The 12,608-nt window shown below is 66.2% G+C and carries 13 protein-coding genes; 10 read left to right on the plus strand and 3 right to left on the minus strand.

Features of this window, described 5'->3' with window-relative positions; all coding sequences use genetic code 11:
* Window positions 1-120: 120 nt before the first annotated feature.
* Both QW845_RS26680 and QW845_RS26685 read left to right on the plus strand, forming a co-directional pair.
* Window positions 121-1,116 carry a M23 family metallopeptidase gene (locus tag QW845_RS26680; RefSeq protein ID WP_315804492.1) on the plus strand — a complete coding sequence of 332 codons (996 nt, stop codon included), beginning with the start codon at window positions 121-123 and terminating at the stop codon, window positions 1,114-1,116.
* An 8-nt stretch (window positions 1,117-1,124) separates the two neighbouring features.
* Window positions 1,125-1,805, plus strand: coding sequence for a hypothetical protein (locus QW845_RS26685; RefSeq protein WP_315804493.1), 681 nt, complete (start codon window positions 1,125-1,127; stop codon window positions 1,803-1,805).
* Between the two features lie 50 nt (window positions 1,806-1,855).
* Here QW845_RS26685 and QW845_RS26690 read toward each other — a convergent pair whose 3' ends face one another.
* The 3 genes from QW845_RS26690 to QW845_RS26700 are packed head-to-tail and all read right to left on the minus strand — an operon-like array spanning window position 1,856 to window position 6,883.
* Window positions 1,856-3,004 (minus strand): DUF4340 domain-containing protein, encoded by a 1,149-nt coding sequence (locus QW845_RS26690; protein ID WP_315804494.1) that lies wholly within the window; start codon window positions 3,002-3,004, stop codon window positions 1,856-1,858.
* A complete protein-coding gene (locus QW845_RS26695; protein WP_315804495.1) occupies window positions 3,001-5,937 on the minus strand; it encodes a Gldg family protein in 2,937 nt (978 codons plus the stop codon). Before QW845_RS26695 ends, QW845_RS26690 begins: the two co-directional genes overlap by 4 nt.
* The gene (locus QW845_RS26700) at window positions 5,930-6,883 is read right to left on the minus strand and encodes an ABC transporter ATP-binding protein (protein WP_315804496.1); all 954 of its coding nucleotides are present in this window, start codon (window positions 6,881-6,883) and stop codon (window positions 5,930-5,932) included. Before QW845_RS26700 ends, QW845_RS26695 begins: the two co-directional genes overlap by 8 nt.
* Window positions 6,884-7,563: 680 nt before the next feature.
* Between QW845_RS26700 and QW845_RS26705 the strand changes: the two genes are divergently transcribed.
* The 8 genes from QW845_RS26705 to QW845_RS26740 all read left to right on the plus strand — a co-directional run bounded on the left by QW845_RS26705 (window position 7,564) and on the right by QW845_RS26740 (window position 12,479).
* Window positions 7,564-7,908, plus strand: a complete 345-nt coding sequence (locus QW845_RS26705; RefSeq protein WP_315804497.1) for a hypothetical protein — start codon at window positions 7,564-7,566, stop codon at window positions 7,906-7,908.
* Window positions 7,909-7,928: 20 nt separating this feature from the next.
* A complete protein-coding gene (locus QW845_RS26710; protein WP_315804498.1) occupies window positions 7,929-8,501 on the plus strand; it encodes a TlpA disulfide reductase family protein in 573 nt (190 codons plus the stop codon).
* Between the two features lie 128 nt (window positions 8,502-8,629).
* Window positions 8,630-8,977 (plus strand): DUF2282 domain-containing protein, encoded by a 348-nt coding sequence (locus tag QW845_RS26715; RefSeq protein ID WP_315804499.1) that lies wholly within the window; start codon window positions 8,630-8,632, stop codon window positions 8,975-8,977.
* Window positions 8,978-9,032: 55 nt separating this feature from the next.
* Window positions 9,033-9,920 (plus strand): DUF692 domain-containing protein, encoded by an 888-nt coding sequence (locus QW845_RS26720; RefSeq protein WP_315804500.1) that lies wholly within the window; start codon window positions 9,033-9,035, stop codon window positions 9,918-9,920.
* Complete coding sequence (locus QW845_RS26725) at window positions 9,904-10,695, plus strand: DNA-binding domain-containing protein (protein WP_315804501.1); 792 nt, start codon at window positions 9,904-9,906, stop codon at window positions 10,693-10,695. The genes QW845_RS26720 and QW845_RS26725 overlap by 17 nt, the downstream gene beginning before the upstream one ends.
* A 29-nt stretch (window positions 10,696-10,724) precedes the next feature.
* A complete protein-coding gene (locus tag QW845_RS26730) occupies window positions 10,725-11,192 on the plus strand; it encodes a DoxX family protein (RefSeq protein ID WP_315804534.1) in 468 nt (155 codons plus the stop codon).
* The gene (locus tag QW845_RS26735; protein ID WP_315804502.1) at window positions 11,182-11,814 is read left to right on the plus strand and encodes a sigma-70 family RNA polymerase sigma factor; all 633 of its coding nucleotides are present in this window, start codon (window positions 11,182-11,184) and stop codon (window positions 11,812-11,814) included. Before QW845_RS26730 ends, QW845_RS26735 begins: the two co-directional genes overlap by 11 nt.
* Window positions 11,811-12,479: a DUF1109 domain-containing protein gene (locus QW845_RS26740; RefSeq protein WP_315804503.1), complete on the plus strand. Its 669-nt coding sequence runs from the start codon at window positions 11,811-11,813 to the stop codon at window positions 12,477-12,479. The genes QW845_RS26735 and QW845_RS26740 overlap by 4 nt, the downstream gene beginning before the upstream one ends.
* Window positions 12,480-12,608 lie beyond the last annotated feature (129 nt).

Genomic DNA, 12,608 nt, shown 5'->3' on the forward strand with positions numbered 1-12,608 from the left:
GGACGAACTTTTTGTGGCCGGCCTGCGCGGCGGATTCTTCATCACGCAGCAGTTGTAGCCGGGGTGCGGCCCTGTCGTGTAGGCTCGCGGGGGGATCGACCGGTGAGTGGGGGTGGTGAGATGAGCGTCACGCGTGCCGCGCGCCGGGGTGTGTTCACCCTGCTGGCATTGGTGGTCCTCAGCGGCCACCGCGCCGAAGCCGCGTTCGACTACGCCCGCTACAAGGAGGCCGGTCTCGACGACCTTCTGGCGCTGCCGCGCCCGGCCAAGGGTGTCGACATCAAGACGGGTGCGCCGTTCAAGCTCGAGGTCATCCTCGCGAGTGCCGGGGGTCCATGTCAGACGGGGTTCTTGAAGAAGTCGATGGCGATGTCGGGCTTCGACCAGGTCGAGAAGCTCGGCGTCTCGAATTGCATCACGGTGCGTTCATCCAAGGGGCGGGAGCTCAAGGTTTTCGTGCAGGACATCGTTTATGGCTTCCTGCCGCGCGAGGTGAAGGTCGGCGGCAAGCTGACGCTCTATGCCGTCCACATCTACACCTCCGCCGAGGGACCCGGACTGCTGGTCAACGAATTCCAGACGGTGCAGCCAGCCGCGCCGGCTCAGCAGCAGCCGTCCGAAGCCGGAATGGCCTCGTGCGGCTGCTGGTCGCTGCGCGATCATCCCGGTATCGATGTCGACGCCGGGACGGAGGGGGCACCGATCGGGGTGATGGAGGATGGCGTCGTGGTCAAGGTGGAGGCGGCCGATCAGGCGCCCGCTGACCTGCCGCTTGTCGGCGGCTGCGGGCGCTACGTCGTGCTCAAGCACAGCTATCCGAACGGCGCTGTCCTCTTCACCCGTTATGCCCATCTCGGTCGTCTGGTCGATGGCAAAGGCGAGATGCCGGCCGTCGGCGCGCGCTTCAAGCGCGGCGAGAAGATCGCCGAGGCCGGCCCCGGCAAGATCATGCATTTCGAGTTGCGGCCCGTTGCGCAAGGCAACGCGACGGTGGATTCCGGGTGGACTAAGCAATACGACGGGATTGCCGACATGGAGTGGTCACGCTACGAGCCGGTGGATCCGAGGAAGTTCGATCCCGACGCCTTTGGCGGTCTGGGCAAGCGTGGGAAGTAGGCGTCGACATGGTGAAGACTGGGGGCCGCATTCAAGCGGTGCTTGTGGGGATCGCCGCGGCGATGCTGACGGGGTGGCTCTCGCCATCGGCGCATGCACAATCGGCGCCGCGACCGGCGTCGCCGCCGCCGGCACGTCCGGCGCCCTCACCACCGGCGCCAGCCGTTCCTGCCGATCTGAAGGACTTGCGCGGCGAATGGAAGCGCGCCGGCGCCGGCTTCGGCTGCGTCGTGACCCCGCCGCGCGAGCTGTCACAGGAGCTGTTGCTCGCAGTCATGGCGCGCGCCTGCATGCGGCTGGGCCCGCTGGTGGTCGGCGACGGTGCTGACACGGCGACCGCTGCGCTCGGGCAGCCCCACCGCACCTTGAAGCAGGCGCAGGACAAGGTCGCCTGGATCTATTTCGTCGGCCAGCGCGAGCACTATCCTTATTTCGTGGTCACCGTGGCCGCCGATAAGATCGTCGCGCTGCAGGTCACCGGCGACGGCACCACGACGGCTCCGGGCTACGAGCTCAGCAGCGTCGGTCTCGGCGCCCCCACCGACGATCTGGTGAAGGTGTTCGGCCAGCCCAACCATTTCGAGCCGAGCGAATTGAAGGGCGTCGAGCTCTGGACCTATCCGCCGCATGCGTTCTCCTTCGAGCTCAAGGGCGGACGGGTGATGTCGATCCGTGTTGGGAAGTCGTGATCCGGCTCCACTGATTGCGCAGCGAAGCCGGATTTGCGTATCGCGGTACGCTAGCCGCCGGGCGACTTTGGCGGTTCCGCGCCGCCGTGAGCGGCCTGCTCGGCGCCATGGGATGACGGCGGAACAGCCTCTGACGCTGCCGGCGCCTGATCCGTCTTGGCGCCTGAGGTCTCGGCCTTCTTAACGTTGTCATCAGGGTTCTTGGCGTCTGCGCCCTTGTTGCCCGAACTCTTATTGTTCGAGCTGTTGTCGTTCGAGCTCTTGGCGTCCGGCGCCTTGTCCGGTTTCGGCAGCTCGATCAATGCCGCGCGCGTGGCCTGCACGACCGGCGCGGCGGCGTCGGCGTTGACGTGGAAGAGATAGTCCTCCGCCGACCGCGTGAACAGATAGCCCCCACCGGCGTCCTTCTTGTAGCGATAGGTCAGCTCGCTTCCATCGGTCCGCTTCAGCGTGACGGTGACGTCGGGCGCATCCGTCTGCGCCAGCGCCGCCTTGCCCTTGCCGCGCACGTTATCGAAGGGGGGATGCGCCATCGCGCTGACCAGGGCGTCGATCTTGTCGGGCCGCGGCTTCTCGTCCTTGCCGAGCCCCGCCAGCGTGAACTTGCCGTCCTTGCCATCGATGGTGACGTCGCCGACATTGACGCTGGCGATCTTGTCGCGCGGCGTGTCCAGCATGTCGTGCTGCATCCAGGCGCTGGGCTCCGCGCCGATGTCGTAGGTCGCCAGCTCGACGGCAAAGACCGGAGAGGCATCGCCGGCCCGCACATGCACCTGGCGATACGCCGGCGAGGTCCCGACCAGGAGCTCACCGACCCGGCTGCCGCCGCTCGTCAGCACCACGCGGCGCTCATGAACCTTTTCGGTGACCTTGAAGCGCTCGGCTGCGGCCTCGGTCTTCGCGATCGGCCAGCCCTTCTTCAGGCCGGCGATGCGGTCGAGCAGGCCATTGACCTTCGTCGTGTCGGCGGGAAAGTCGGCCAAGGCGGGGATCACCCATTTGCCGTCCTTGCGCGCGAGGGTGACGGTGTGGCCGGCATCGTCGTCGATCGCGACCTGATCGACCTTGGCCGGCGCGAACGCGACCAGCGGCTCCTTGGCGTCGAACGCGGCATGATCGGAACGGTTGACCGCGAAGGTGAGAGCCAGCGCGAGCTGGCCACCCAGCAGCGCCGTGAGCAGGATGGGAAGCCCTTTCATGTCCGCGCCTCCGCGATGCCGAGCATGTTGAGATATCTCCGTTGGGCGCCGAGCCGCAGCGCGCGGCGCACGATGTAGACGAGGGCGAGCCCTGCGAGCGCGAGCGCATAGTTCAGGTATTCCCAGAACATCTGGCCGCCGCTCTGCATCGGGGCGAGCGTGCGCGAGAACTGGCCGCCGCGGCTGCGCAGCGCCAGCAGCCCGCGGTCCTCCAGCGACCAGTCGACCAGGTTCTGTGCGAAGTCGAGCGGCGCCAGATACTGCGTGCGGTCGACGCTGGAGGCGAGCTGCAGCACGTCGTCCGACAGGAAAGTGCCCGAGCCGATCACGATCAGCCGCGCGCTTTCGGGCGAGCGGGAGATCACGCCGGTGATGCTGGGCTTGGCGTCGGCAGCCGCCGTCTTCGCCGCGTCATCGGGCTTTGCATCAGCCTTTGCGTCGGGTTTGGGCTCAGCAGCGTCCTTGGCGAGAGGCGATGGCTTGCCGGCGAAGAACGACGTGAACTCGCCCTCCATCATGGCCCCGAGCAGCTGGCGCCCCTGCTTGTCGGCAGGAGGGAAGCCGGTGTCGGGATGCGCCTTGAAGTCCGGCACGACGTTGGTCGTCTTGGCGGTCCATGAATGCGGCGAGCTCTGGATCAGATCGACGATCTTTCGCTTCTTGCCGACCTTGTCGGCGTCGATCGTCAATGGCGAGGCCCAGGACAGCGTCAGCTGCTGGGTGCCGGCCGAGGGTGCCGCGCCCTGCGCCAGCCCGTCGCTGCGGATGTCGGCGAAGAACGGGTAGTCCATCAGCCGGATCTGCCGCACCTTGATGCCGCCGCCGACGTCGCGCTCGCTCGGGATCGGGAACGAGGCGTTCTGGCGGTCGAGCACCATGCTGTCGCCGACCTTCACGCCCTGGAACGCCAGCCAGTCCTCCAGGCCGGACGGCGTCTTGGTCACGTCGAGATTGCCGCGCAGCGACGGCTGATAGGGCGAGGTGGCGACGATCACCGTGCCCCCCTTCATCAGGAACTGATCGACGGCGAACAGCTGCTTCTGATCGAGCTGCTGCGGCGAGGCGACGAACAGGATGTCGGCGCGTTCGGGAACGCGTCCATCCTTCAGCTGGGTGGCGTCGACGAGCGTGTTCTCCTGCAGCTTCTGCTGCAGCAGATCGAACGACGGCCCACTGCTGCCGGGGATGCCGAGCTGCGGCATCGGCTGCTGCGCCGGCGGGGTGTACAGCGCGACGGTGCGCAGCGCGCCGGGCGTGAAGCGCTTCAGCTCGGCGTCGATGTTGCGCTTCAAGCCGTCCTTGTCGAGCTGCTCCGGCAGCTGGATCTGCTCGGTCTTGTCGCCGCTCTTCAGGATCAAATGGAACCAGAAGCGTTTCGGGTTGAGCAGGCCGACCGAAAGCGGCTCGAGGCCGTATTCGTCCTGCAGGGTCTTGGCGATCTGTCCGCCATCGGCGTCGGGATCGACGATCTTCGCATCGAGCTTGCCCGGCGTCTTGCTCTGGTAGTCCTTGATCAGCTCCTGCAGCGCGGTCTTCAGCTTGGCGAGCGGCTCGGGCAGGTTCTTGGCCGAGATATAGGCCTCGAGCGTCACCGGCTGCGGCAGGCCGGCCAGAACGTCGCCGGAGCCGCGATAGCCGTTCAGCACCTTCTTGATCGCGCGCGTGATCGTATACTCGGGATTGCGCAGATTGACGTCGAGCTCGCTGTCGCCGTCACCGCGCTCCTTGACCTCGATGAGATCGCGGAAACCGAGCGTCGTGTACTCATCGCCATATTTGACGAGGATGTTGAAGTAGGAGTTGGTCACCGACGCCTGATACTTGCTCGAGGTCTGGAACGGCACCGGCTGGATGCCGTACTGCTTATTGGCTTCCGCCTCGAGCGCGGCGTTCTGCATCGGGTCGACGAACTCGACCCGGACCTTGCCTTGTCCTGCGATCTCGTACTCCTTCAGGAGATCGCGCAGCCGCGGCACCAGCGGCGCCAGCAGCGGGTGGGTCTGAGCGCTGAAATAGCCGCGGATCAGCAGCGGCTCCTGCAGCTGGCCGAGATAGCTCCTTGTCTCGTCCGAGATCGAGTAGATGTGTCCCGCGGTGAGATCGGCCCGTGCGGCCGGGAGCTGGCCGAGCCACAGGTTGACCGCGACGAGATTGGCCACCGTGAGCGCGGCCACCATGCGCCAGCGCCGGTGCTGCGGCGCGCGGCCCTGCGACGACCAGCGTAGGCTCTCCAGCACATAGAGATTGAGCACCAGGAAGACGCCGAAGATGCTGAGATAGTAATAGAGGTCGCGCAGGTCGATGACGCCGCGGGCGATCGACTCGAAGCGCGACCCGGCCCCGAGCTGGCGCAGCAGCTCGCCGCCTTCGTTGCCGGTCAGCGAGGTCAGCGTGTTGGAGCCGAGCAGATAGAACGCGCCGCAGATCAGGGTGGAGACGATCAGGCTGATGACCTGGTTGTCTGAGCGGGCGCTGACGAACAGGCCAATCGAGATGTAGGCGGAGGCGAGGGCCAGCGCGGCGAGATAGCCGCCGGCCACCGGTCCCCAGTCGAGCCGGCCGATCATGGAGACCGTGATCGGGAGCGGCAGCGTCAGCGCCAGCGCGATCGCAACCAAAGCGAGGCAGGCGAGGAACTTGCCAAGGACCAGCTGCAGCGGCGCGACCGGCGATGTCAGCAGGAACTCCAGCGTGCCGGCGCGCCGCTCCTCGCTCCACATCCGCATCGTGATGGCCGACACGATGAAGATCATCAGCACCGGCATCCATTCGAACAGCGGCCGGACGTCGGCGATGTTGCGGGCGAAGAAGCGGTCGACCCAGAAGAACAGGAACAGGGTGACGGCGAGGAACGCGGCCATGAAGATGAAGGCCGCGGGCGAGGCGAAGAAGACGGCCAGCTCCTTGCGAGCGATACGAAGAACGTTATGCATGCAGGGCCTCCGGGGTCGGCGCGCCGGCGCCGGTGATGTCGGCAAACAGGGTTTCGAGATCGCGCTGTTCGGGATGCAGGGCGAACAGATCGAGCTTGTTGTCGGTGATGACGCGGGCGACGGCCGGCGCCACGGCGCTGGCCGCGTGGCCATTGAGGTTGAGGGCATAGGCATGGCCGGGCCCGGCCGCCGTCAGCCGCTCCACGCTCTTCACGAGCCCAATCCCCGTGACCAGCCGCTCGATCAGGTCGGGCGGCCCGCTGGTGACGAGACGCAACCGGCCGGGACCGCCGAGATCGCTCATCCTTGTGTCGAGCGCCAGCCGGCCGCGGTTGATCACCAGCACGCGCTCGCACACGGCGCGCACCTCCTGCAGGATATGGGTCGACAGGATCACGGTGGCGGTCTTCGCGAGATCCCGGATCAATCCCCGCATCTGCGCGATCTGCGACGGATCGAGGCCGTTGGTTGGCTCGTCGAGGATCACGATCTTCGGCTTGTGCAGGATCGCCTGTGCGACGCCGGTGCGCTGCCGGTAGCCGCGCGACAGGCTCGCGATCGGCGCGGTGGCCTTTTCCGCAAGGCCGGTCGCGGCGATGGCATCGCGCAGCGCCTGCGCCCGGGCGCCCGGCGGGATTCCTCTCAGCTCCGCCGCGTAGTCGAGGAATTCGACCACTGTCATCTCGGGATACAGCGGACAATTCTCGGGCAGGTAGCCGATCAGTGCCTGCGCCTGCCGGCGCTGCCTGCCGATGTCGTGGCCATGAATGGTCGCCGTGCCGGCGGTCGGCTCGAGATAGCCCGTCAGCATTTTCATGATAGTGGTCTTGCCGGCGCCATTGTGCCCGAGCAGGCCGACGATCTCGCCGTCGCCGACCTCAAAGGAGACGTCGTCGACGGCGGTGAATGACCCGTATTGGCGGGTCAGGTGTTCGGCGGAGATCATGTGACGTGTCGCTCCTGAGTTAGCCGTCGCGGCGCCGGATCCTGATCGACATGCAGGATCGATCACCGGCGGCACGCGCGTCGGATGCAGCTGAGAGGATCGGGCCGACCGAACCGGTGGTCGTCGGCATGGAAGCTGAGAGATCGGCGCGCCGAGCGCAGCGGTTCAGAGCGGCCCGGCCTATGCGATGGGGGGAGTCATCATCCGGAAGAGCACATCGTGCGACGAAGCCTTGTGCAACACCTTGGGAGATCGTGAAGCGTTTGTTTCCCGCCGTTCTGTTGGTTGCGGCTAACTAATCGAACGCGAGCAGATGAATCAAGCGGGGGCAGCCGCCCTGGATCGATCACGACCGGTCAATTGGATGTGAGCGGGCAAGTCGAACGCACGTGCTGCGCCGACCGCGATCCGCGCCGGTGCGCATGACTTCGACGGCTGCGCGTGGCCTGGGACTTGGCCGTCGTGGTAATGAGGGCGTCACGGTCCACGACATCCCGGCGATCTTCGTCCGCTCGCAAGACCGTGCGTCGGAGCGCGGCTCCTTTCGGGTCGTCGGACCGGAACTACCCGTCGCACGACTGTGATTTGCGCGGCCGTGACGAGTCGCCTGGTAACCTTTCCCGGTCTGAGATCGTATCGTCGAATGGCAGCATCCGGACACGCGGGTGGGAGGTATTCAATTGCACAAGAGGCAGCCGCGCATCGTGCGCATCACGCACCGTCCCAGCGGCGAGGTAATCGCCGAGGGGCCTGTCGGACTCTGGGACATCACGCCGTTCGAGGGAAACTTCTACATTCGGTGGCGCTGCCTGAGAACACGCCATCTGCGTCCGAACTGGATTCCCGGACTGTGCATCTACAAATTCCTGTATGTGTGGCTCGACCTGGAGCTCCCGGACGGCCGGCGCGAGCCGTCGATCGGATGGCTGTACTGGCTGCCTAATCCGCTGTTCGCCTTCATCGCGTTCCGGCCCGCCGTTCCGCAGTTTTCGCCAGCGCTTGCCATCGAGGAACTGGCGCGGTGAGCGTTGCGAGCCGGCGCGAGGTGATCGGCGGGCTGCTGACGGCGCTCATAACGCGCGCGGGATCCGCTTCGGCTGCATCCGCCGCCGACGACGTGCCTGCCTTCACAACCGGCCGTCACCAACTCACGCTGTTGCGGCCGCAGCAGAGCCTGCCGGCGATACGGCTGTTTCGCCTCGACGGCGGTACGCTCGATCTCGCCGCGCTACGCGGCGCGCCAATCGTACTGAATTTCTGGGCCTCGTGGTGCGCGGCCTGCCGCATCGAGCTGCCGGAGCTCGATCGGCTTGCACGCAGTGTCGCGCGCCAGCGCCTGCACGTCCTCGCGGTATCCGAAGACCGCAGCGATCGCGACAGTGTCGGTCGCTTCGTGCGCGCGCTGAGGCTGACGTCGCTGTCCATCTGCCTCGATCCGAACGGATACGTGGCGCAATCCGGAGACGACGGTGGCAGGCCTGCGCCGTTTACGCTGTATGGCATGCCGATCACCTATCTGATCTCGGCTTCAGGTCTGATCGTCGGATACCTCCCGGGTGCGGCCGACTGGTCGTCGTCGGCGGCGGCAGATCTGCTCGAATATCTCGGGTGCAACTGAGCGATGAATCGCGAAGCAGTCAGCGTAACCTTCCGATGCATTGGAGCGAACCGATGGACAGGCGCGCCGATGGCCGCCAGACACCTGCAATGTCCGCAGGCTGAAACCCGGAGAATGGAGGAATTCGCATGTCCAATCGCACGCTGTCCGCAATGATCGTCGGCGCATTTGCGGTCGCTGCCGGCGCGCTCGCCGTCACGTCCGCCTCAGCGGAGACGATGGCCAAGGGCGACATGGAAAAGATGATGAAGGCCAAGCAGGCCGAGACCATGAAGGCCATGAAGGACGGCAAGATGGAGAAGTGTTTTGGCGTCGCGCTGAAGGGCCAGAACGACTGCTTTGCTGGCGCCGGCACGACCTGCGCGGGTACCAGCACGATCGATTATCAGGGCAATTCGTTCAAGCTGGAGCCGAAGGGGACTTGCACGACAATGCAGACCCCCAAGGGTCCGGGTAGCCTGACGCCGAAGGCCTGAGACATCGTCGGCGGGCTGCTTGCGGCCCGCCATTTCTCTCGATCGGAGTCTGCACGTGGCACGCGCGCAATTCTCGACGGCCGGCCGGATCCCTGCGCGGGGCGGCGTCGGCCTCAAGGCCGAGCACTATCGCGGTATCGTTGAAACGTGGCCCGATATCGGCTTCTTCGAAGTCCATGCCGAGAACTACATGGGCGCGGGCGGGCCGCCGCATCGCTATCTCACGGCCGTTCGCGAGCGCTATCCGGTGTCGCTGCATGGAGTCGGATTGTCGATCGGGGCCGATCGGCCGCTCGACCAGGCCCATCTCGGCCGTCTCAAGCATCTGGTCGACCGCTACGAACCAGGGTTGTTTTCCGAGCACCTCGCCTGGTCGTCGCACGGGAGCGGCTTTCTCAACGATCTGCTTCCGGTTCCCTATACGAGCGAGACCCTTATCCGCGTCTGCGATCACGTCGACGAGGTGCAGAGCGTGCTCGGCCAGCGGATGCTGCTGGAAAATCCATCGACCTACGTCGCGTTCACCGAGAGCAACTGGTCCGAGCCCGACTTCATCGCCGAGGTCGCCCGCCGCACCGGCTGCGGGCTGCTGCTCGACGTCAACAACGTCCATGTCGCCGCGACCAATCAGCAGTGGGACCCGCATGGCTATCTCGCCGCCTTGCCGCTCGCGCAGGTGTTGCAGGTCCATCTTGCCGGCCACGCCCGCGAAGTCGACGAACATGGCAGGCCGCTGCTGATCGACACCCACGACCGACCGGTCGACGACGTCGTCTGGTCGCTGTATGCGCATGCGATCCGCGCGACCGGCCCGGTGCCGACATTGATCGAGTGGGACGCTGAGGTGCCGCCATGGCAGGTGCTTGCGGCGGAGGCCCGCCACGCAGAGGCCGTCATGCTCTCGCCGTCGCTGGAGGTGGTCTGTAATGCCGCCGCTTGCTGAACGTCTCGGCGGCTTTGCGCGCGCACTGCTCGATCCCGCGCAGCCGGTGCCTCCAGGTCTGGTCGGGCCGGACGGGAGGCCGAGCGACCGCCGGTTCGGAGTTTATCGCAACAATGTCGTCGCCGGCTTGACCGCAACACTGAAGGACGCCTACCCGGCGGTGTATCGCATCGTCGGAGCGGAGTTCTTCCATGCCATGGCGCGCTGCTATCTGTCGTCCGAGCTACCGAGCTCGCCGATCCTGCTCGACTATGGCAGCGGCTTCGCGGCGTTCATTCGCGGCTTCGCGCCGGCGTCAGTGCTGCCGTATCTCGCCGACGTCGCAGCGATGGAGCGCGCCTGGACCGAGTCGTATCATGCGGCGGAAGCCGAGCCGGTCACGCCTGCGGCTTTCGCCGCCGTAGCGCCGGCCGATCCGCCGGCCCTCCGCCTGCACTTGCATCCATCCCTGCGGCTGGTGTGCTCGGCGTTTCCCGTGCTTACGGTCTGGCAGATGAATGTCGCGGAGGGAATTGCTGGCCCGGTCGATCTTGACGCGGGCGGTGGTGAGGCGGTTCTGATCGTCCGTCCCGAAGCCGATGTCGTGGTTCGCGCGATCCCGTCGGGCAGCCTTGCGTTCGTTCAGGCCTTGTTGGCCGGTCGGTCGATACTGATGGCGGTCGAAGACGCGCTGCGCGAGGACGCCGGCTTCGACCTTGCCGGCACCCTGCACGATCTGATCCATGGCGGAGCCGTGATCGGCTCCGACCACGTGACGATGGCGGAGGCGTCATGAGCGCGGACAGCCGGGCTCTCGCGTTGCCCATGTCGGATGCGATCGATCGGCTCGTGCGGCTGGCTCTGATCGTCGCGCCGCCGATGCTGCGCATCGCGCTTGCGGTGCCGTTCTTCAGATCCGGGCTCACCAAATGGGATGGCTTCCTGTCGCTGTCACCGGCCGCGGCGTATCTCTTCGAGGACGAGTTCAAGCTGCATCTGTTCGGTCAGGCCTATGATTTTCCCTGGCCTGCGGTGTTCGCTCATCTCGATGGCGTGGCCGAGATGCTGCTGCCGGTTCTCCTGGTGGCCGGGCTGGCGACCCGGATCAGCGCGCTCGGGCTGTTGGTCATGACCGCCTTCATCCAGCTCGTCGTCCCGGATGGCTGGGCCAATTTTCATCTGCCCTGGGCTGCGATGGCGGTTGCGATCATCGCGCTCGGGCCCGGGCTCATCAGCCTCGATCATCTCGTCCTGTCGCTCGGTCGAAAGCTGGAGGGCGCCGATGGGCAGTGACCAGAGCGGTCCTGCACCGCGGCTGAGGCTCGTCCCGGTGGACGCGCCGAGCGGGGCGGACCTCAAGCCGGGACGGCGCGCGCTCGATTGGGCGATTCTGATGGCGCATGCCCAGGAGGGTGATCGTGTCGCCTATCAGCGGCTGCTGCAGGAGATCACGCCCTACCTTCGCTCTCTCGCGGCACGGCGCTGCAAGCAGCGCAGCGACATCGAGGACGCGGTGCAGGACGTGCTATTGACCATTCACTCGGTCCGCCACACCTACGATCCGACGCGCCCGTTCGCGCCGTGGCTGGTGACCATCACCAACCGTCGCCTGATCGACCGAGTACGGCGGCAGTCGCGCCAATGGCGGCGTGAGACTGTGTTGTCTCCCGAGCACGAGATCGCAGCCGAGCCCGAGACCGGCGTGGAGGCGGCGCCCGACCGCCGCGAATTGGAGCTGGCGATCGACAACCTCCCGCCCGCACAGCAACAAGCCGTGCGCCTGTTGAAGCTCAGGGAGCTGTCGCTCAAGGAGGCCTCGGCGGCAACCGGAATGTCCACGACCTCATTGAAGGTGAACATGCATCGCGCTCTGAAGAGTCTTCAGAAGCTGCTCATTCCGCGGAACGAGCCATGATCAAGACCGGCGATCTGATCGACTCTCTTGCGAACGATATGCGGCCGGTCAAGCGGCTGCGGCCGCCGCTGCTGCGTGCCTGCGGCTGGCTGATCGGGGCAGGCGCCGTAGTGGCGCTGCTCGCCGTCAACCAGGGGATCCGTCCGGATCTGGCGCAGCGTCTGCACGATGCGCCATTCGTGACCAGTCTCGTCGGCTCGATCCTGACCGGCGTGCTGGCCGCGATCGCGGCATTCCTGGTCAGTCTTCCCGACCGCTCGCGGTGGTGGATGCTGCTGCCGATGCCGGCGCTGGCGCTATGGCTGTCCAACATCGGCTATCAGTGCCTCACGGACTGGGTTGCGGTTGGTCCCGACGGCATGAGCCCTGGCGAGGCGGCCCGCTGCTTCACGACGCTTGCTGTGACGAGCCTGCCGTTGTCGCTGGCCCTGCTGGTGATGCTGCGCTACGCGGCGCGTCTGCGGCCGACCATCGTCGCCTTGACCGGCGGCCTCGCCGTGTCCGCGATCACGTCGACGGCGCTCGCGCTGTTTCATACGATCGACGCCTCGGTGATGATCCTGATGTGGAACGTCGGAACGGCTGTCCTGCTGATCGGCGCGGGTGGCCTGTTCGGACGTCGGATGTTCGGCTGGGTCGCGCCGCGCGTCTTTGCGCAGGACTGAGCTCGCGGTCGGTGGACTGACGGGGACCGTAACCTTCGTCGTGCTTGGAGCGAACAGTCTCCGGGCTCAGGCGCAGACAGCCCCTCGGGACGCGCATCGCGCGTCGATGTTCACAGGCGCGAGGAGATT

It is taken from the genome of Bradyrhizobium sp. SZCCHNS3002 (assembly GCF_032377435.1).
Taxonomy (GTDB): Bacteria; Pseudomonadota; Alphaproteobacteria; order Rhizobiales; family Xanthobacteraceae; genus Bradyrhizobium.

Coding starts and splice junctions, on each gene's coding strand:
- QW845_RS26690 (WP_315804494.1), bottom strand. CDS start 3,004: ATGAAAGGGCTTCCCATCCTGCTCACGGCGCTGCTGGGTGGCCAGCTC.
- QW845_RS26680 (WP_315804492.1), top strand. CDS start 121: ATGAGCGTCACGCGTGCCGCGCGCCGGGGTGTGTTCACCCTGCTGGCA.
- QW845_RS26735 (WP_315804502.1), top strand. CDS start 11,182: ATGGGCAGTGACCAGAGCGGTCCTGCACCGCGGCTGAGGCTCGTCCCG.
- QW845_RS26740 (WP_315804503.1), top strand. CDS start 11,811: ATGATCAAGACCGGCGATCTGATCGACTCTCTTGCGAACGATATGCGG.
- QW845_RS26695 (WP_315804495.1), bottom strand. CDS start 5,937: ATGCATAACGTTCTTCGTATCGCTCGCAAGGAGCTGGCCGTCTTCTTC.
- QW845_RS26730 (WP_315804534.1), top strand. CDS start 10,725: ATGTCGGATGCGATCGATCGGCTCGTGCGGCTGGCTCTGATCGTCGCG.
- QW845_RS26715 (WP_315804499.1), top strand. CDS start 8,630: ATGTCCAATCGCACGCTGTCCGCAATGATCGTCGGCGCATTTGCGGTC.
- QW845_RS26685 (WP_315804493.1), top strand. CDS start 1,125: ATGGTGAAGACTGGGGGCCGCATTCAAGCGGTGCTTGTGGGGATCGCC.
- QW845_RS26725 (WP_315804501.1), top strand. CDS start 9,904: ATGCCGCCGCTTGCTGAACGTCTCGGCGGCTTTGCGCGCGCACTGCTC.
- QW845_RS26700 (WP_315804496.1), bottom strand. CDS start 6,883: ATGATCTCCGCCGAACACCTGACCCGCCAATACGGGTCATTCACCGCC.